The 15,909-nt window shown below is 67.3% G+C and carries 22 protein-coding genes; 8 read left to right on the top strand and 14 right to left on the bottom strand.

Annotated elements, in window-relative coordinates; translation table 11 throughout:
• Positions 1-154 precede the first annotated feature (154 nt).
• The gene (pmbA, locus tag BMZ02_RS07805) at positions 155-1,510 is read left to right on the top strand and encodes a metalloprotease PmbA (RefSeq protein ID WP_171909852.1); all 1,356 of its coding nucleotides are present in this window, start codon (positions 155-157) and stop codon (positions 1,508-1,510) included.
• Between the two features lie 27 nt (positions 1,511-1,537).
• Here the strand turns inward: pmbA and BMZ02_RS07800 are convergent, their stop codons facing one another.
• The 14 genes from BMZ02_RS07800 to BMZ02_RS07735 form a co-directional block, all read right to left on the bottom strand.
• Complete coding sequence (locus tag BMZ02_RS07800) at positions 1,538-1,876, bottom strand: type 1 pili tip component (RefSeq protein ID WP_091641697.1); 339 nt, start codon at positions 1,874-1,876, stop codon at positions 1,538-1,540.
• 116 nt (positions 1,877-1,992) lie between these two features.
• A complete protein-coding gene (locus tag BMZ02_RS07795) occupies positions 1,993-2,262 on the bottom strand; it encodes an HPr family phosphocarrier protein (RefSeq protein WP_091641695.1) in 270 nt (89 codons plus the stop codon).
• 4 nt (positions 2,263-2,266) lie between these two features.
• Positions 2,267-2,677 carry a PTS sugar transporter subunit IIA gene (locus BMZ02_RS07790; RefSeq protein WP_091641692.1) on the bottom strand — a complete coding sequence of 137 codons (411 nt, stop codon included), beginning with the start codon at positions 2,675-2,677 and terminating at the stop codon, positions 2,267-2,269.
• Positions 2,674-3,543, bottom strand: a complete 870-nt coding sequence (gene rapZ / locus BMZ02_RS07785; protein ID WP_091641690.1) for an RNase adapter RapZ — start codon at positions 3,541-3,543, stop codon at positions 2,674-2,676. The genes BMZ02_RS07790 and rapZ overlap by 4 nt, the downstream gene beginning before the upstream one ends.
• Positions 3,540-4,043 (bottom strand): HPr kinase/phosphorylase, encoded by a 504-nt coding sequence (locus BMZ02_RS07780; RefSeq protein WP_091641687.1) that lies wholly within the window; start codon positions 4,041-4,043, stop codon positions 3,540-3,542. Before BMZ02_RS07780 ends, rapZ begins: the two co-directional genes overlap by 4 nt.
• Positions 4,040-4,513 carry a PTS IIA-like nitrogen regulatory protein PtsN gene (gene ptsN, locus BMZ02_RS07775; protein ID WP_342707939.1) on the bottom strand — a complete coding sequence of 158 codons (474 nt, stop codon included), beginning with the start codon at positions 4,511-4,513 and terminating at the stop codon, positions 4,040-4,042. The genes BMZ02_RS07780 and ptsN overlap by 4 nt, the downstream gene beginning before the upstream one ends.
• Before the next feature lie 78 nt (positions 4,514-4,591).
• Complete coding sequence (gene hpf / locus BMZ02_RS07770) at positions 4,592-4,930, bottom strand: ribosome hibernation-promoting factor, HPF/YfiA family (RefSeq protein WP_091641684.1); 339 nt, start codon at positions 4,928-4,930, stop codon at positions 4,592-4,594.
• A gap of 48 nt (positions 4,931-4,978) precedes the next feature.
• Positions 4,979-6,586 carry an RNA polymerase factor sigma-54 gene (locus BMZ02_RS07765; protein WP_091641681.1) on the bottom strand — a complete coding sequence of 536 codons (1,608 nt, stop codon included), beginning with the start codon at positions 6,584-6,586 and terminating at the stop codon, positions 4,979-4,981.
• Positions 6,587-6,739: 153 nt separating this feature from the next.
• Positions 6,740-7,465, bottom strand: coding sequence for an LPS export ABC transporter ATP-binding protein (gene lptB, locus BMZ02_RS07760; protein WP_091641679.1), 726 nt, complete (start codon positions 7,463-7,465; stop codon positions 6,740-6,742).
• The gene (gene lptA / locus BMZ02_RS07755) at positions 7,462-7,965 is read right to left on the bottom strand and encodes a lipopolysaccharide transport periplasmic protein LptA (protein WP_171909851.1); all 504 of its coding nucleotides are present in this window, start codon (positions 7,963-7,965) and stop codon (positions 7,462-7,464) included. The genes lptB and lptA overlap by 4 nt, the downstream gene beginning before the upstream one ends.
• A 34-nt stretch (positions 7,966-7,999) precedes the next feature.
• A complete protein-coding gene (gene lptC / locus BMZ02_RS07750) occupies positions 8,000-8,575 on the bottom strand; it encodes an LPS export ABC transporter periplasmic protein LptC (RefSeq protein ID WP_091641674.1) in 576 nt (191 codons plus the stop codon).
• Complete coding sequence (locus BMZ02_RS07745) at positions 8,562-9,119, bottom strand: KdsC family phosphatase (protein ID WP_091641671.1); 558 nt, start codon at positions 9,117-9,119, stop codon at positions 8,562-8,564. Before BMZ02_RS07745 ends, lptC begins: the two co-directional genes overlap by 14 nt.
• A complete protein-coding gene (locus BMZ02_RS07740; protein ID WP_091641668.1) occupies positions 9,119-10,123 on the bottom strand; it encodes a KpsF/GutQ family sugar-phosphate isomerase in 1,005 nt (334 codons plus the stop codon). Before BMZ02_RS07740 ends, BMZ02_RS07745 begins: the two co-directional genes overlap by 1 nt.
• 48 nt (positions 10,124-10,171) lie before the next feature.
• Entirely contained in the window at positions 10,172-11,113 is a 942-nt protein-coding gene (locus tag BMZ02_RS07735) for a sodium:calcium antiporter (protein WP_091641666.1), read from the bottom strand.
• A 135-nt stretch (positions 11,114-11,248) separates the two neighbouring features.
• Between BMZ02_RS07735 and BMZ02_RS07730 the strand changes: the two genes are divergently transcribed.
• The 7 genes from BMZ02_RS07730 to murA all read left to right on the top strand — a co-directional run bounded on the left by BMZ02_RS07730 (position 11,249) and on the right by murA (position 15,905).
• Entirely contained in the window at positions 11,249-12,088 is an 840-nt protein-coding gene (locus BMZ02_RS07730; protein WP_091641663.1) for an ABC transporter ATP-binding protein, read from the top strand.
• Complete coding sequence (gene mlaE / locus BMZ02_RS07725) at positions 12,085-12,861, top strand: lipid asymmetry maintenance ABC transporter permease subunit MlaE (RefSeq protein ID WP_091641661.1); 777 nt, start codon at positions 12,085-12,087, stop codon at positions 12,859-12,861. The genes BMZ02_RS07730 and mlaE overlap by 4 nt, the downstream gene beginning before the upstream one ends.
• Positions 12,862-12,896: 35 nt before the next feature.
• Positions 12,897-13,364, top strand: a complete 468-nt coding sequence (gene mlaD, locus BMZ02_RS07720; protein WP_091641658.1) for an outer membrane lipid asymmetry maintenance protein MlaD — start codon at positions 12,897-12,899, stop codon at positions 13,362-13,364.
• Complete coding sequence (locus BMZ02_RS07715; protein ID WP_091641655.1) at positions 13,357-13,989, top strand: MlaC/ttg2D family ABC transporter substrate-binding protein; 633 nt, start codon at positions 13,357-13,359, stop codon at positions 13,987-13,989. Before mlaD ends, BMZ02_RS07715 begins: the two co-directional genes overlap by 8 nt.
• Positions 13,986-14,291 carry an STAS domain-containing protein gene (locus BMZ02_RS07710; protein WP_171909850.1) on the top strand — a complete coding sequence of 102 codons (306 nt, stop codon included), beginning with the start codon at positions 13,986-13,988 and terminating at the stop codon, positions 14,289-14,291. The genes BMZ02_RS07715 and BMZ02_RS07710 overlap by 4 nt, the downstream gene beginning before the upstream one ends.
• A 63-nt stretch (positions 14,292-14,354) precedes the next feature.
• On the top strand, positions 14,355-14,600 hold the full coding sequence (locus BMZ02_RS07705) for a BolA family protein (RefSeq protein WP_216110738.1): 246 nt from the start codon (positions 14,355-14,357) through the stop codon (positions 14,598-14,600).
• A 45-nt stretch (positions 14,601-14,645) separates the two neighbouring features.
• Positions 14,646-15,905, top strand: a complete 1,260-nt coding sequence (gene murA / locus BMZ02_RS07700; protein ID WP_091641650.1) for a UDP-N-acetylglucosamine 1-carboxyvinyltransferase — start codon at positions 14,646-14,648, stop codon at positions 15,903-15,905.
• Positions 15,906-15,909 lie beyond the last annotated feature (4 nt).

The following is a 15,909-nucleotide window of genomic DNA, read 5'->3' as shown; positions in this document are numbered from 1 at the left end:
CGCAGGTCAATCGCCTATCGCGCCGGACCGGTTGCCCGGTTGCGGACCGTCATCGGCCATGGACGGCCGATGACGAGCCTACAGGGATGGACTCGCAGGCGTGTCCGCAACCGGGCAACCGGTCCGGCGCCCCAGACGGCAAGGAACACATACGATGACAACACCAACCGTGACCGCCAGCGCCGCGCTCCCCTCGGAAGCCGATCTGGAGTGCATCGTCGAGCAGGTGCTGGCCGAGGCCAGCAAACAGGGGGCCACCAGTGCCGAGGCGTCGGTGAGCGTGGGCACCGGGCTGTCCGTGCACGTGCGCCGCGGCGAGGTGGAAACCCTGGAGCATGAGCGCGACCGTGCCATTGCCGTTGCCGTCTACTTCGGCCACCGGCAGGGTACCGCCAGCTCCAGTGACTTCTCCGCCGATTCCGTTCGTGACACGGTCGCCGCCGCCTGCAGCATTGCCCGGTACACCTCCGAGGACCCGGCGCAGGGGCTGGCCGATCCGGAGCGTATGGCCACCAAGCTGCCGGAGCTGGACCTGGATCACCCCTGGGACCTGAGCGCGGATGATGCCATCGAGCTGGCGCTGACCTGCGAAGCCGCTGCCCTGGATGCTGATCCGCGTATCAGCAACTCCGAAGGCGCGGGCGTGACCACCGGCCGTTCGCTGCGGGTGTATGGCAACTCGCACGGGTTTCTTGGCAGCGTCACCGGGACCCGCCACGGTCTGAACTGTGTGGTGGTCGCCGGTGAAGGGGCCGGCATGCAGCGCGATTACTGGTATACCGTGGCGCGGGAGCCGGGGGCGCTGGAAGCCGCCGCGGCCGTGGGGCGTCGCGCCGCCGAGCGGGCCGTGCGCCGCCTCGGCAGCACCCAGGTCGAAACCGGGCGGATGCCGGTGCTCTACGTGCCCGAAACCGCGCGCGGGCTGATTGGCCATTTTATCGGCGCCGTGCAGGGCAGTGCGCTGTATCGCAACGCGTCGTTCCTGGTGGACCACCTGGGCGAGCCGATCTTCCCGGAGCACGTCACCATGACCGAGTACCCACATCTGCCCAGGGCCCTGGGCAGCGCGGCGTTCGACGGCGAAGGCGTGGCCACTGCCGACCGCACCCTGGTGGACGCGGGCGTGCTGAGTGGCTACGTGCTCGACAGCTACTCCGCCCGCAAGCTGGGCATGTCCACTACCGGCAACGCCGGCGGCGTGCACAATCTCACGGTCCAGCCGGGGGCGCTGGATTTCGACGGCCTGCTGCGGGAGATGGGCGATGGCCTGGTGGTCACCGAACTCATGGGGCAGGGCGCCAATACCGTGACCGGCGATTACTCCCGCGGGGCGGCGGGGTTTCTGGTCAGAAACGGGCAGCTTGATCAGCCCGTGGAGGAGATTACCGTTGCAGGCAATCTGAGGGACATGTTCCGGACCCTGCGTGCCGTGGGCTCGGACATGGATACCCGTGGTGGCATTCGCACCGGGTCGATCCTGCTGGACGACGTCATGGTGGCCGGACGGTAGCCGTCGTCCACCTCCGCCTCAGCGCGATCAGGACGAATCCTGCTCGCGCTGGAGCCGCTCCAGGTGTTTGCGGGTGAGGGCGTTGAAGCGCGGCGTCGTGCCCGCGTCCTCGTAGATCGGGTCGCCCTGGTCGTCCTCGGCGATGACCTGCTTGCCCTGAATGTAGGGAAAGCCGGCCTCCAGGTCGTCCAGCGCCGCCGACAGCAGGTCCGTGATCAGATCCTCTTCCGAGCGTCCGGGATACATCTCCCGCAGGGCGGCGATCTTGGCCGCGTCGTGAATGGGCAGATGGACTGCGTAGGTGGTTGCGGTCCGGCGTTCGCCGGCCGATGTCTCCCAGGCTTCGATGAGTTGCTTGACCTTCATGGGCACCCCCTCCCTTGGCCTGCCGGTGCGCGGGACGCGGCCGGCACTCGAAACCGGGCTTCGCCCGTCCCTTTCAGTGTATCATCGGAGACGGCGCGGGCACCGTGCCTTGCCGCCTATTCCGCCTCCTCGAAACGCGCGTTGATCAGCGTCTCCAGAGCGTCCAGGGCCTCGCTGGCATCCTCGCCGTCGGCCTCCAGTGTGAGCGTTGTTCCCCGCCCGGCGGCCAGCATCATCATGCCCATGATGCTCTTGCCGTTGACAGTCTTGCCGTCGCGGTGAACCTGGATGCCGGCCTGATAACGCCCCGCCATGGCGACGAACTTCGCCGCCGCGCGGGCGTGCAGGCCGAGCTTGTTGATGATCGTGACGTCGCGGGTCGGCACGCGTCTACAGCTCCTTTCTTGTTCTGAACCGTTCCACCAGCAGGACGCCGTCCTGCCCACCGGTCAGCGCCTTGTCGGCCAGTTCCGCCAGGTGCAGACCGGGGTAATTGAAGATGCGCAGCAGCATCGGCAGATTGACGCCGGCCACGACGGTGATGCGCTGGTCGCTGGCAAGGCTGGATGCGACGTTGCTGGGCGTCGAACCGTAGGCGTCGGTAAGCACCAGGACGCCGTCGCCGTCATCGAGCTCGTCGACGATCGCCTCGGCGTGACGCATCATCTCCGCCGGGTCCATGTCCTGGAGCACGCCCAGGGCCCGGGTCTGCAGCGGGCAGAAGCCAAGGGTCTCCTTGGCCGTCTCCAGGAGTTCGCAGCCGATGCGGTTGTGGGTAACCAGCAGGATGCCGACGCTCATGATAGCTCCCGGTGTCTCATGCTCACGTCCTGGGTGCCGTCACGGAAATGGTCCGCCAGGCGGTTGCTCAGGTAGACCGAGCGATGCTGCCCGCCGGTGCAGCCGATGGCCACCGTCAGGTAGCTGCGGTTCTCCCGTTTGAACGCCGGAATCCAGCGCTCCAGGTAATCGCGGATGTCGGCAAACATCGCCTCGACCTCTGCGTGGCACGACAGATACTCCGCCACGGCCGGGTCCAGCCCCGTGAGCGGGCGCAGGTGTGGCTCCCAGTGCGGGTTGGGGAGCACGCGCACGTCGAACACGAAATCCGCATCACTGGGAACACCGTGCTTGAAGCCGAACGACTGGAACAGCAGCGACAGCTGCCGGGAGTGGCCGATGAGCCGCTCGCGGACCAGTTCCCGCAGCTGGTGCAGTGTGGTTGCCGTGGTGTCGATCACCAGGTCCGCGCGTGACTGGATGGGCACCAGCAGGCGGCGTTCCCGGTCGATGGCGTCCGCCAGGGGGATGTCGCCGGTACTGAGCGGGTGGCGGCGGCGTGTCTCCGAGAAGCGTTTGATCAGTGTGTCGTCGTCGGCGGTGAGGAAGAGAATCTCCGGGCGGATCCCGGTGACGGACTCCAGCTCGGCAAGAAGGCCGGAGAATGCTTCCAGGTCCGTCATGCGGTTGCGGGCGTCGACACCGACGGCGAAGTGGCTGGCCGTGTCCTGCTCCAGGCTGGTGATGTGCTTGCCGAAGGACGACAGCATGGTCACCGGCAGGTTGTCGATGCAGTAGCAGCCGCTGTCCTCCAGCGTGTGGAGCGCCACGGTCTTGCCGGAGCCGGACAGCCCGCTGACGATGATCAGCCGAGTGCCTTCGCTCATGCCGTACCTCCTGTCAGTTGACCGCCGGCGTGTAGCCGGGCGACGACTTCGACCAGCAGGGCAAGAGGACGTTCCGGAGACACGGGCAGGGTGACACGGGGTACCGGCCTGTCGGCCAGCACGGTGTCGTCAACCGTGGGTGTCAGCCGCGGCCAGTCGGCCCAGGACGGAGGTGGCATCAGCCGGATCACCCGGTCCACTGCGGCCTGCGCCAGGACGGCGTGGCCACCGAACAGGTGGGTGACAGACTGCGGGCCAAGGCCGCGGACCTCCAGCAGGCCCGCCAGTGCGGCAGGTGCCCGGCCGATCACGCGCCCGCCCTCGACGCACAGGGCGACGGCGTCGTCCGCGACCAGCCGGTGGCCGCGCCCGAGCAACTGCAGCGCCGTATCACTCTTGCCGGTGCCGCTGTCACCTGTGAGGAGGAGGCCGCAGCCGTGCACGCTGACCAGCACGCCGGGGACGGTGGCGCCCGTGTCACCGGTCACGTGATCACTCATGTGCTCCCCTGGGCGGCCTCCCAGTCCCTGAGCAGCTCATACATGGCGTCGGCGTCGTTGGCATCGCGGAGCCTGCGGCACAGGGGCTGGTCACTGAACATCTCGGCGAGCCGGGCAAGAATCTGGAGGTGTTCGTCGGTGAAATGTTCCGGTACGACCAGGGCGAACAGGAGGTCGACGGGTTCGTTGTCGAAGGCGTCGAAGTCGATGGCTTCGCTGGTGCGGATGAAGGCCGCCGTGGCCGTGTCATTGCCGTCCATGCGGGCGTGGGGCAGGGCGACGCCGTGGCCAAGCCCGGTGCTGCCGAGCTTCTCGCGGCTGATCAGCTTGTCGAAGATGGCGTTCGCCGGCAGGGCGGAGTCGGAGCCGGCCACCATGTCACTGAGGACTTCCAGGCCGCGCTTCTTGCTGGTCACCTGGATGTCGCAGGCGATGCGCTCCGGTGTGATTAGGTCGGCAATCTTGATCATGCTTGTCCACGCAGGGTCGTGTCTGCGGTTTCGGAAGTCGGCGGCGGCCCCGCGCTGGTGGCCGCCGCTGCGCGCTGTTCAGTCCTCTTCGCCCTCTCCCTGGGCCTTGGCCTGGGCGCCTTCGTTGCGCCGGTGGTCGGTCACCTTCTCCTTGTGCTTCTTCACCTGCCGGTCGAGCTTGTCGATGAGCCCGTCGATGGCAGCATACATGTCTTCGGCGCTGGCATCAGCGTAAAGCTTGGCGCCACTGAGCAGCATGGTGGCCTCGGCCTTCTGCCGCAGCTTCTCCACCGTCAGGATCACGTGGACGTTGACCACGTTGTCAAAGTGGCGCTCCAGCTTGTCCATCTTGGAATGCACGTACTCGCGCAGTGCTTCGGTGAGATCCACATGGTGCCCGGTGATGTCGATCTGCATAGAGACTCCTCCCGTATGAGAGCCGGAAACGGCTGGCCCAGTGTTGCCTCAGGCAATCCTTTTTCGTTCGTTCGACGAGGCAATCGACATGGATTCACGATACTTTGCCACTGTCCGTCGCGCCACATCGATTCCCTCATTTTTCAGGATTTCGGCCAGTTTGCTGTCGCTGAGCGGTTTGCGGGCGTCCTCTTCGGCGATCAGCCGGCGAATCCGGGCGCGGATGGAGGTTGCCGAGCACTCCTGTCCGTCCACGGTATGCACGTGGCTGGAGAAGAAATACTTGAACTCGAACGTGCCGCGGGGCGTGTACATGTACTTCTGCGTGGTGATCCGGGAGATGGTGGACTCGTGCATCTCCACTTCTTCCGCCACCTCGCGCAGCACCAGCGGCTTCATGGCCTCCTCGCCCTGTTCCAGGAACTCCTGCTGGTGATTGACGATGCACGTGGCCACCTTGAGGAGCGTTTCATTGCGGCTCTTCAGGCTCTTGATGAACCAGCGTGCCTCCTGCAGGTGCTGGCGCATGGTGGCGTTGTCGTTGCCCTGGTCGCCGCGGCGGACGAGGCCGGCGTAGTAGCTGTTGACGCGGATCCTGGGTGATGCCTCGGGGTTCAGCTCCACCCGCCAGGCGCCGCGCTCCTTGCGGACGTAGACGTCGGGCACCACGTACTCGGCCGCGGGTGTGCCGATCTGGGAGCCGGGCCGCGGGTCCAGGGTGCGTACCAGCTCCAGTACCTGGCCGAACTCCTCCTGGGAGACCTTGAGCTTGCGGGTGAGGGGGCCGAGCTGGCGGCTGCCGAGGAGGTCCAGGTGCTTGTCCACCAGCAGCCGTGCTTCGGCAAGCCAGGGGGTGTCTTCCGGGAACTGCTCGAGCTGGACCAGTAGCGCCTCGCGGGGGTCCAGGGAGGCTACTCCGAGCGGGTCGAACCGCTGGATCAGGTGGCGTACCGCCTCCACCTCGTCGGGCTCCACGGGGTCGTCGCCGTCAGTCACCGATTCGCAGATTTCCTCGATGGTGACGCCCAGGTAGCCGTCGTCGCGGACGCCGTCGATGATGGCCTCGGCGATGGCCATGTCCCGTTCGCTGAAATGGGACAGCTGAGCCTGCCACAGCAGGTGGTCGTGCAGGCCGCCGCTGCTGCCGGCGGTCCGGTTCTCCCACGCCTCGCGCTGGTCGTCCTCGCCGGCGGGCGCGCTGTAGGCGGTGCTGCCGTCGTAGATGTCGTTCCAGTCGGAATCCAGGGGCAGGTCCTCGGGGATGTCGGCCTGGTCCGAGGCGGGCTTGTCATCGGCGCCGTCGTGATCGTCGATCGTGTCGGCGACGTCCGGAGCGGTGTCGGTGTCCGTCGCTTCGCCACCGCTTGCCTCGCCGTCGCCGTCCGTTTCGCCGGACTCCCGGGCGTCGGTCGTGTTCTCGGTGCTGGTGTCGGTATCGGCGGCATTGGCGCTGTCGTCGCCGCGGTCGGTGTCAGCGGCCGCCTCGTCAGCTTCGTCGAGCTCGTCAGCGGGCTCCAGCATCAGGTTGGAATCCAGTGCCTGCTGGATCTCCGTGCGCAGCTCCAGAGTCGACAGCTGCAGCAGTTTGATCGCCTGCTGGAGCTGCGGTGTCATGGTGAGCTGCTGGCCGAGACGTAGCTGCAGCGACTGTTTCATTGGCGATGCCTCTCTCCTGCTGCCCCTCGGGCTGCGGGTCAGGCCGGGCCTGCATGCGAGTGGGTTGATGACCCTATCGTAACTGACTCTGTCGCCGGTTAGAACATTGGCCCGATACTTGCGTGGGCTCCTGGAAAGTGCTAAGCCACGAGATCACAGGCGAAAATGTTCGCCCAGGTACACCTCGCGGACCTGCTTGTTCGCCAGGACCTCGTCGGAGCTGCCGCGGGCGATGACTTCGCCCTGGGCGAGGATGTAGGCGCGCTGGCAGATGCCGAGCGTCTCCCGCACGTTGTGGTCGGTGATGAGTACGCCGATGTCCCGGTCCGCCAGGTGGCGGATGATTTCCTGAATGTCCAGCACCGAGATGGGGTCGACGCCCGCGAAGGGTTCGTCCAGCAGGATGAACTGCGGGTTGGCGGCGAGCGCCCGCGCGATCTCGACCCGCCGGCGTTCGCCGCCGGAGAGGCTGATGCCGTTCTGATCGTGCAGGTGGCCGACGTTGAACTCGTCCAGCAGCTCTCTGGCGCGCTCCCGGCGCTGCTTCCGGTTGAGTTCGGGGCGGGTTTCCAGAATCGCCAGCAGGTTGTCCATGACCGTGAGCTTGCGGAAGATCGAGGCTTCCTGGGGGAGGTAGCCGACGCCACGGCGGGCGCGCACGTGCATGGGCAGGTCGGTGATGTCGTTGCCGTCCAGCTCGATGCGCCCGCCGTCGGCCTGCACCAGGCCCACCACCATGTAGAAGCACGTGGTCTTGCCTGCGCCGTTGGGGCCCAGCAGGCCGACCACCTCGCCGCTGGAGACTTCCAGCGACGCGCCGTGGACCACGGTCTTGCGGCGGTAGGTCTTCACCAGCTTCTCGGTGCGCGGCGGGCTCACTCGTCGTCTCCGTTGTCCTCGTCGTCGGGGAACAGTCGGATCTGCACGCGGCGTCCGGTCTCGGGCTCGCCGCGCGCATGCACCCGGTCGGCGGCCACCTCGTATTCGATACGCTCGCCGGTGAACGTGTTCCGCCCCTGGGTCAGCCGCGCGCCTTCCAGCAGGATGACCCGCTCGGGGCCGGAGGCGTAGTACTCCATGCGCGGCGCTTCCGCCTCGATGGGGCGGCGGTCCTCGCCACCCCGCTGGTTGTAGACGGCGGGCTCGCCTTCCACCACCACGTGGTCCAGCGCCTGATCGCCGGCGTCGTCCTCCCGCAGGTGTACGGTCATGCGGTCGCCGGTGATGCGGCGTGGCCCGCGTGTGAGCACGACGTTGCCGGTGTAGACGCTGACGCCCCGGGCGTTGTCGATCTCGGCGTTGTCGGCGTCCAGGTCGATCGGCTCGGCCTGCGCGCCGGCGGCGCCGAGCAGAATCAGCAGGGCCGGCAGCAGGCACAACGGGAGCGCGCGCCTCCAGGCGCGGACTGCGGAATTACTCCGGCGCATCATAACGACCTCTTACCTCGGACAGCAGTTCCACCAGTTCACGGTCCAGGTAGGCGCGGACGCCGACCCCCTCAATGCGTGCGCCGTCGCGCCAGTAGACGGCGTGACGGTCGGTTTCCGCGTACCGGCGCTCCGGCTCCAGGTGAACCTCGCTGGTGTCCACGTTGGCGGGCAGGTTGTCGCTGCCGCCGGCCCGCCGGATTTCCACCTCGCCCTGGAGGTGGACGTTCTCGACGTTGTTGGTGGCGCGGCCGCGCTCGGCACGCAGGTGCCACGGCTCTCCCGAGTCGGCGAAGTAGGTTACTTCCGGGTGTTCCATCAACCAGAGGTCCTGCCCCTGGAAATGCTCCATGCGCGGCGACGTGACCCGGTAGGTCGGGGTGCCTTCCTCGCTGGTGGCGTTCAGGGTGAACGTCTCCATGAAGTAGTCGGGCCGCTGCTCTGCTTCCTCGGGATCGGCTTCGATGGGCTCATGGGTCTCCTCGTCCAGCACCCACCAGCCCACCGCCACCAGCAGGATCACGGCGACGATTCGGAATGTCCAGCGTTTATCCGGAAGCATAGTCCGCGATCACCCCGTCCAGTGCGCCGTGGGCCGCGAGCAGTAGCTCGGCCATCTCGCGGACGGCACCATCACCGCCGCTGCGGCCGGTCACGTAGTGGGCCGCCGCCCGAACGGCCGGGTGTGCATTGGCCACGGCGAAGGCCAGCCCGGCGCGGTGGAGCACGCCCAGGTCGATGAGATCGTCACCGGCGAACGCCGCCTGGGCGGAGGTCAGCCCCGTGCGCTCCAGCAATGCGGCCCATGCAGCCGGCTTGTCGTGCTGGCCGAAGTAGGTGAAGCCGATGCCCAGATCGTCCGCGCGGCGCTGCAAAGGTGCGGACTGGCGGGCACTGATGATGGCGGTGCGGATACCGGCGCGCTCCAGCAGGCGCAGGCCGAGACCGTCCATGATGTTGAAGGCCTTGAGGGTCTCGCCGTCGGCACCGTAGTACACGGTGCCATCCGTGAGGACGCCGTCCACGTCCAGCGCGAGCAGCTGGATGCCTGCCGCGCGCCCGCGCAGCGCGTCGTCCAGCTCCGGTGCCAGGGAGGGGTGCGCCATCAGACCACCCCCGCCCGCAACAGGTCGTGCATGTTCAGTGCCCCCACCACGCGCTCCTGGGTGTCGAGCACGATGACCGCATTGATCTTGTGCTCCTCCATGGTCTGAAGCGCCTCGGCAGCCAGGCTGCCGGCGGTGATGGTCTTGCACTGGCGGGTCATGACGTCGGCCACGGCCGTCTGGTGGAGGTCGATGCCCTGGTCCAGGCTGCGGCGCAGGTCGCCGTCGGTAAAGATGCCCACGAGCCGCTGATCGTCGTCCATCACGGTGGTCATGCCCAGGCCCTTGCGGCTCACTTCCACCAGTGCGTCGCGCACCGATGCCGAGGGCGACACCCGCGGCACGCCGTCGCCCTTGTGCATGATGTCGTCGATGAGCAGCAGCAGCCGCCGTCCCAGCTTGCCGCCGGGGTGGGAGCGGGCGAAGTCCTCACGGGTGAAACCGCGCGCCTCCAGCAGCGATACCGCCAGAGCATCTCCCATGGCGAGAGCCGCCGTGGTGCTGGACGTCGGCGCGAGGTTGAGCGGGCAGGCCTCCTGCTCCACGCCCACGTGGATGTTCACGGACGCGGCCTGCGCCAGGGTGGACCGGGGCTTTCCTGTCATGGTGATCAGGGGCACACCCAGGCGCTTGATCAGCGGCAGGATGGTGATGATCTCGTCCGTCTCGCCGGAGTTGGACAGTGCCAGCACCACGTCCCGCGGCGTGATCATGCCCAGGTCCCCGTGGCTTGCCTCGCCGGGGTGGACGAAGAATGCAGGCGAGCCGGTGCTCGCAAGGGTGGCGGCGAGCTTGCCGGCGATGTGTCCGGACTTGCCCATGCCCAGGACGACGATGCGACCCTCGCAGCCGAGCATGTAATGGCAGGCGCGGACGAAATCGCCGTTGACCCGCGGCAGCAGGTCGGCAATTGCCGCTGCCTCCGTCTCGAGCACCGCGCGTCCGAGCGCCTGGAGGCGGTCGTCCGTGACCTGGCTGGTCACCTGGCCCGTATTTGCATTCATGGCGTGTCAGGCTCCGTTTTCAATCGTCGTAGTATGCCTTTGCGCAGGTCACCATAGATAGAGCGACCCCTGGTAGCCGGCGTAGAGCGTGACCATGGCCACCCCCATGAGGCGGGAGCCGGTCATCCGGCCCGTGGCGAGCAGGATGAGCGGGATGGTCAGCAGGGCCATCAGGGCGCCGTCGCGCAGGAGCACTTCCGGTGACAGGGCGAACGGGCTGATGATCGCCGCCAGGCCCAGGACGGCGAGCAGGTTGAACAGGTTGGAGCCGATCAGGTTGCCGTAGAGCAGCCCCGTCTCCTGCCGGCGTGCGGCGGCAATGGCCGTGGCGAGCTCCGGCAGGCTGGTGCCGACCGCGACAATGCTGAGGCCGATCACCAGCTCGCTGATGCCCGCCCGCTCGGCCAGCAGAACGGCGGCCCATACCAGTGCCCGCGCGCTGGCCAGCAGGAGCAGCAGCGCGACCGCAATGGTGGCGGCGCTGCGCAGGCGGGACATGGCCGGTGCGTCCGGCTCCACGCCCACGGCCGGTGCGCCGCGGCGGCTGGTGTGAAGCATCCAGGCGAAGCTGCCGACCAGGCCGGCCATCAGCGCCATGCCCTCGATGCGCCCCAGATACCGGTCGGCGATCAGCAACAGGGTGACGGCGGTTGCCACGGCCAGCAGGGTGACGGTCACGCCCTGGCCGGCGTGCTGACGCGCCAGCGGAAAGACGGCCAGCGTCAGCGCCAGGATCAGGCCCACGTTGGCGATGTTGGACCCGATGGCGTTCCCCAGCGCCAGCTCCGGTTCGCCGTCCAGCGCGGCGAGGGCGGAGACCAGCAGTTCCGGGATGGAGGTGCCGAAGCCGATGATGAACAGCCCTACCAGCAGCGGCGCCAGCCCCAGGTGCAGGGCCAGTGCGGAGGCGCCGATCACGAGGCGGTCCGCGCTCCAGGCGAGCACGATGAAGCCGGCGGCGAGCGTCAGCCAGGGGAGCAGGGCCTGCATGGGCGGATCCTTGCTGCGGATGAGACGGACGCGATGATACCAGTCCGCGCGGCTGACCGCTCGGTCATTGACTCTCCCCGGGGGTTGCCGGATACTCGACCCGCTTCAAGCCCATCGCCCGGCGGACCCGAGTCTATGACCGATCCAACTGCTGCAGGTGACGTCCTTGTCGATATCCGGGATCTCCATTTCGCCCGGGGCGAGCGTGTGCTCTTCGACGGTGTGGACCTGCGCATCCGGCGGGGCGAGGTTACGGCCATCATGGGGCCGAGCGGCACCGGCAAGACCACGCTGCTGAAACTCATCGGTGGCCAGCTGCAGCCCGCCAGCGGCACCGTCCACGTGGACGGCGAGAACGTCCACGCGCTCTCCCTGGGCGACCTCTACGTGCTCCGTCGCCGCATGGGCATGCTGTTCCAGAGCGGTGCGCTGTTCACCGATCTCAACGTGTTCGACAACGTGGCGTTTCCCCTGCGCGAGCACACCGACCTGCCGGAGCAGCTGGTGCGCGATCTGGTGCTGCTCAAGCTGCAAGCCGTGGGGCTGCGTGGCGCGCGCGACCTCATGCCGGCACAGCTCTCCGGCGGCATGGCCCGACGGGTGGCGCTCGCCCGTGCCATCGCGCTGGACCCGACCATGGTGATGTATGATGAACCCTTCACCGGGCAGGATCCCATTTCCATGGGGGTGCTGGTGGACCTCATCCGGCGCCTGAACGACAGCCTGAACCTCACCAGCGTCATCGTCTCCCACGACGTCGCCGAGACCGCGCGCATCGCCGACCGGATCCATGTGCTGTCGGGTGGACGCATCGTCGAGTCGGGAACACCGGAGGCCCTGTACGCGTCCGAGTCCGAGTGGGTGCGGCAGTTCATGCACGGCCTGCCGGACGGGCCGGTACCGTTTCATTACCCCGCGGCCGTCGGTTTCGACGATGACCTGCTGGGACACGCCGGGAGCGGGCGCCCATCATGACGGATCTCCTGCAGCGCATCGGTGCACGGACGCTGGGCGTCGCCGAGCGGCTCGGGCGCGCGTTTCTGTTTCTGCTGCGCGCCCTTGCCGCAATGCCGTCGCTGGTGCTGCGGCCCGGGCTGGTGGTCCAGCAGCTCTACTCCGTGGGTGTGCTGTCCCTGGTCATCATCGTCGTCTCCGGGGTGTTCGTGGGCCTGGTGCTTGGCCTCCAGGGGCATACGACCCTGGTCAATTTCGGCGCGGAGCAGTCCCTGGGGGTTCTGGTCGCGCTGTCCATCGTGCGCGAGCTCGGCCCGGTGGTGACCGCGCTGCTGTTCGCCGGTCGCGCCGGCTCCGCCCTGGCGGCGGAGATCGGGTTGATGAAGAGCACCGAACAGCTCTCCGGCATGGAGATGATGGCGGTGGACCCGATGCGGCGGATCGTCGCGCCGCGTCTGCTGGCCGGCTTCATCGCCATGCCCCTGCTGGCGGCCATTTTCAGTTTTCTCGCCATCTTCGGTTCGTACGTGATCGGTGTGGGGCTGCTGGGCGTCGACACGGGGGCGTTCTGGGGGCAGATGCAGGACGCGGTGGAGTTCCGCGAGGACATTATCAACGGCGTCATCAAGAGCCTGGCTTTCGGCTTCGTGGCAAGCTGGATTGCCGTGTTCGAGGGCTATGATGCCGAGCCCACGTCAGCAGGCGTCAGCAGGGCCACCACGCGTGCCGTGGTGTACACCTCGCTGGCCGTGCTCGGGCTTGATTTCGTGCTTACTGCGCTGATGTTTGCATAACAAGGCAGGCGATTCGCCTGGTACCGGGAGCCGGCATGGGAAGCAACAGACGACTCATCGAGATCTGGGTAGGCGTGTTCGTGGCGCTGGGGTTTGCCGCGTTGTTCGGCCTCGCCATGCAGGTCAGCAACGTGCAGTTCTTCGAGGCGCGCGACGGCTACGAGGTGGAGCTGCGGTTCGAGAATATCGGCGGCCTGCGCACGCGCGCACCGGTGACCGTCGGCGGCGTGCGCGTGGGTCGGGTGACCGATGTCGGGCTGGATGCCAATACCTACGAGGCGGTGGTGCGCGTGCGCATTGACGAGACGTATCAATTGCCCGAGGACACCAGCGCCAGCATCTACACGTCGGGCCTTCTGGGCGAGCAGTACATTGCTCTGGACCCGGGCGGACTGGATTTCTACCTTCAGGATGGGGACGAGATCACGCTGACCCAGTCGGCGCTGGTGCTCGAGCGCCTGATCGGGCAGTTCCTCTACCAGATGGGAGACGGCGATGACTGAGACCGTGCGCGCCTGGCCGGCCATCTTCTGGTTTGCGCTGCTGTTGCTGCTACCCGCCACGGCACTTGCGGAAGACAAGCGCCCCGAGCAGATCGTGCGTGACACGACCGAAACGGTGCTGGAGAAGCTGCGCAACTACGACGGCGACCTCTCCGAAAACCCGGATTACGTCTATGACGTCGTGCGCGAGGACGTGCTGCCCTATTTCAATTTTCAGCTCATCACGCGGTTCGCCCTGGGGCGGCACTGGAATGATGCCACCGAGGAGCAGCGTGAACAGTTCACCGAGGAGCTGACCACGCTGCTGGTGCGCACCTATTCCCAGCCACTGCTGGAGTACGACGGCGAGGAGGTGCGTTTTCGCTCCGAGCGGGTCGACGAGGACCGGGGTCGGGCGTCCATGCAGATGGAAGTCCAGCAGCGCGACGGGCCGGCGATCCCGCTGACCTATCAGTTCCGCCGGCACGACCAGCACGGCTGGCAGGTCTACGATGTGGTGGTGGAGGGCATCAGCCTGGTCACCAACTACCGGGACACCTTCAACAGCGAGATTCGTCGTAACGGCATGGACGGGCTGATCCAGCGATTGCGCGAGCGCAACCGCCGGGGGGAGACGGATCTGTGAGCGGGGGACGGCTCAGCAGCATCGATGGCGGCGGGCTGCGCCTGGAGGGCGAGCTCGGTTTCGCCACGGCCAGGTCGCTGTGGCAGGAGGCGGCCGAGCACCTTCCGGCTGCCGGTACGGTCAGGATCGACCTGGCGGGCGTCACCCGGGCGGACAGCGCCGGGGTTGCCCTGCTGATTCACTGGACCCGCATGCAGCGGGATCACGGTGGCGGCGTCGAGTTTGTTAACATACCGGCCCAGATGCGTTCCATCGCCCGGGTCAGCGGCGTCGACGGGATCCTGCCGTTGTCGGACCAGTAAGCCCGCGGGGCCCGTGTCGGGCGTGGATTGGTCGAACACAGCACACAGGAGCACCGGCTCGTCATGATGGAGCCCCAGGAAATCAAGAAGCTGATCGAGGGCGGTCTGCCGGACTGCCACGCCACCGTTCAGGGCGACGGCCGGCATTTTCAGGCGGTGATCGTCAGCCCCGCGTTCGAGGGTGCGGCCCCGCTTGCGCGACATCGGCTTGTCTACGGAGTGCTCGAGCAGCACATCCACTCCGACGAGCTGCACGCCCTGTCCATGCGCACCCTGACCCCTGAGCAGTGGGAGCGGGAGCAGGGCTGATCCTCTCCGGGGCCTTTCGCCCCGCTTGCATACCGGATTCGATCAATGGAGAAACTCACTATCAACGGCGGGGGGCCGCTGGACGGCAGCATCCGTATCTCCGGCGCCAAGAATGCAGCGTTGCCGATTCTCTCGGCGACCCTGCTTGCCGATGGCCCGATGACCATCGGCAACATCCCCCACCTGCACGACATCACCACGACCATGGAGCTGCTCGGGCGCATGGGCGTGCGGCTGACCGTGGACGAGCGCATGAGCATCGAGGTGGACCCCTCCACCATCGACAGCCTGTATGCACCCTACGAACTGGTGCGGACCATGCGCGCGTCCATCCTCGTGCTGGGGCCGTTGCTGGCGCGCTACGGCGAGGCGGACGTCTCCCTGCCGGGGGGCTGCGCCATCGGGTCACGCCCGGTGAATCTGCACATCGACGGCCTGAGCGCCATGGGTGCGGACATCACCGTCGAGGGTGGCTACATCCGCGCCCGGGCCAGCCGGCTCAAGGGCGCGCGGATCGTGCTGGACCTGATTACCGTCACGGGGACGGAGAACCTCATGATGGCCGCGACCCTGGCGGAGGGCACGACGGTCATCGAGAACGCCGCCCGCGAGCCCGAGGTGGTGGACCTGGCGGACTGCCTCAACGCCATGGGTGCGCGGGTCAGTGGCGCGGGTACGGACACCGTCACCATCGAAGGCGTGGAGCGCCTCCACGGCACCCAGTACCAGGTGCTCCCGGACCGCATCGAGACCGGCACCTACCTGGTGGCGGCGGCGATGACCGGCGGCCGCGTGCACCTGCGCGACACCCGCGCCGGGCTGCTGGACGCGGTGCTGCAGAAGCTGCGCGAGACCGGTGCGGAGATCGATGTCACCGATGACTCCATTACCCTCGACATGCACGGGCGGCGACCGAAGGCGGTGAGTCTGCGCACGGCGCCGTATCCCGCGTTTCCCACGGACATGCAGGCGCAGTTCTGTGCGCTCAACGCCGTGGCCGATGGTGGTGCCACCGTGACCGAAACCGTGTTCGAGAACCGCTTCATGCACGTGCTGGAGATGCAGCGCATGGGCGCCGATATCCGCCTCGAGGGGAACACGGCGATCAGCCGTGGCGTCGATGCCCTGAAGGGCGCACCGGTGATGGCCACGGATCTGCGCGCGTCGGCCAGCCTGGTGCTGGCGGGGCTGGTGGCCGAGGGCGAGACCGAGGTGGATCGCATCTATCATATCGACCGCGGTTACGAGTGCATCGAGGAGAAGCTGGCACAGCTTGGCGCCGAGATCCGCCGCGTGCCGGCCTGAGGAC

It is taken from the genome of Aquisalimonas asiatica, from assembly GCF_900110585.1.
In the GTDB taxonomy this organism is placed as follows: domain Bacteria; phylum Pseudomonadota; class Gammaproteobacteria; order Nitrococcales; family Aquisalimonadaceae; genus Aquisalimonas; species Aquisalimonas asiatica.
Note: the sequence above shows the minus strand (reverse complement) of the source record. Positions and strands in the feature narration are given on the sequence as shown.

Bases quoted from the DNA above. Each gene is read 5' to 3' on its own strand.
- pmbA (WP_171909852.1), top strand. From the start codon at position 155: ATGACAACACCAACCGTGACCGCCAGCGCCGCGCTCCCCTCGGAAGCC.
- BMZ02_RS07800 (WP_091641697.1), bottom strand. From the start codon at position 1,876: ATGAAGGTCAAGCAACTCATCGAAGCCTGGGAGACATCGGCCGGCGAA.
- BMZ02_RS07790 (WP_091641692.1), bottom strand. From the start codon at position 2,677: ATGAGCGTCGGCATCCTGCTGGTTACCCACAACCGCATCGGCTGCGAA.
- rapZ (WP_091641690.1), bottom strand. From the start codon at position 3,543: ATGAGCGAAGGCACTCGGCTGATCATCGTCAGCGGGCTGTCCGGCTCC.
- BMZ02_RS07780 (WP_091641687.1), bottom strand. From the start codon at position 4,043: ATGAGTGATCACGTGACCGGTGACACGGGCGCCACCGTCCCCGGCGTG.
- ptsN (WP_342707939.1), bottom strand. From the start codon at position 4,513: ATGATCAAGATTGCCGACCTAATCACACCGGAGCGCATCGCCTGCGAC.
- hpf (WP_091641684.1), bottom strand. From the start codon at position 4,930: ATGCAGATCGACATCACCGGGCACCATGTGGATCTCACCGAAGCACTG.
- BMZ02_RS07765 (WP_091641681.1), bottom strand. From the start codon at position 6,586: ATGAAACAGTCGCTGCAGCTACGTCTCGGCCAGCAGCTCACCATGACA.
- lptC (WP_091641674.1), bottom strand. From the start codon at position 8,575: ATGCTTCCGGATAAACGCTGGACATTCCGAATCGTCGCCGTGATCCTG.
- BMZ02_RS07745 (WP_091641671.1), bottom strand. From the start codon at position 9,119: ATGGCGCACCCCTCCCTGGCACCGGAGCTGGACGACGCGCTGCGCGGG.
- BMZ02_RS07740 (WP_091641668.1), bottom strand. From the start codon at position 10,123: ATGAATGCAAATACGGGCCAGGTGACCAGCCAGGTCACGGACGACCGC.
- BMZ02_RS07735 (WP_091641666.1), bottom strand. From the start codon at position 11,113: ATGCAGGCCCTGCTCCCCTGGCTGACGCTCGCCGCCGGCTTCATCGTG.
- BMZ02_RS07730 (WP_091641663.1), top strand. From the start codon at position 11,249: ATGACCGATCCAACTGCTGCAGGTGACGTCCTTGTCGATATCCGGGAT.
- mlaE (WP_091641661.1), top strand. From the start codon at position 12,085: ATGACGGATCTCCTGCAGCGCATCGGTGCACGGACGCTGGGCGTCGCC.
- mlaD (WP_091641658.1), top strand. From the start codon at position 12,897: ATGGGAAGCAACAGACGACTCATCGAGATCTGGGTAGGCGTGTTCGTG.
- BMZ02_RS07715 (WP_091641655.1), top strand. From the start codon at position 13,357: ATGACTGAGACCGTGCGCGCCTGGCCGGCCATCTTCTGGTTTGCGCTG.
- BMZ02_RS07705 (WP_216110738.1), top strand. From the start codon at position 14,355: ATGATGGAGCCCCAGGAAATCAAGAAGCTGATCGAGGGCGGTCTGCCG.
- murA (WP_091641650.1), top strand. From the start codon at position 14,646: ATGGAGAAACTCACTATCAACGGCGGGGGGCCGCTGGACGGCAGCATC.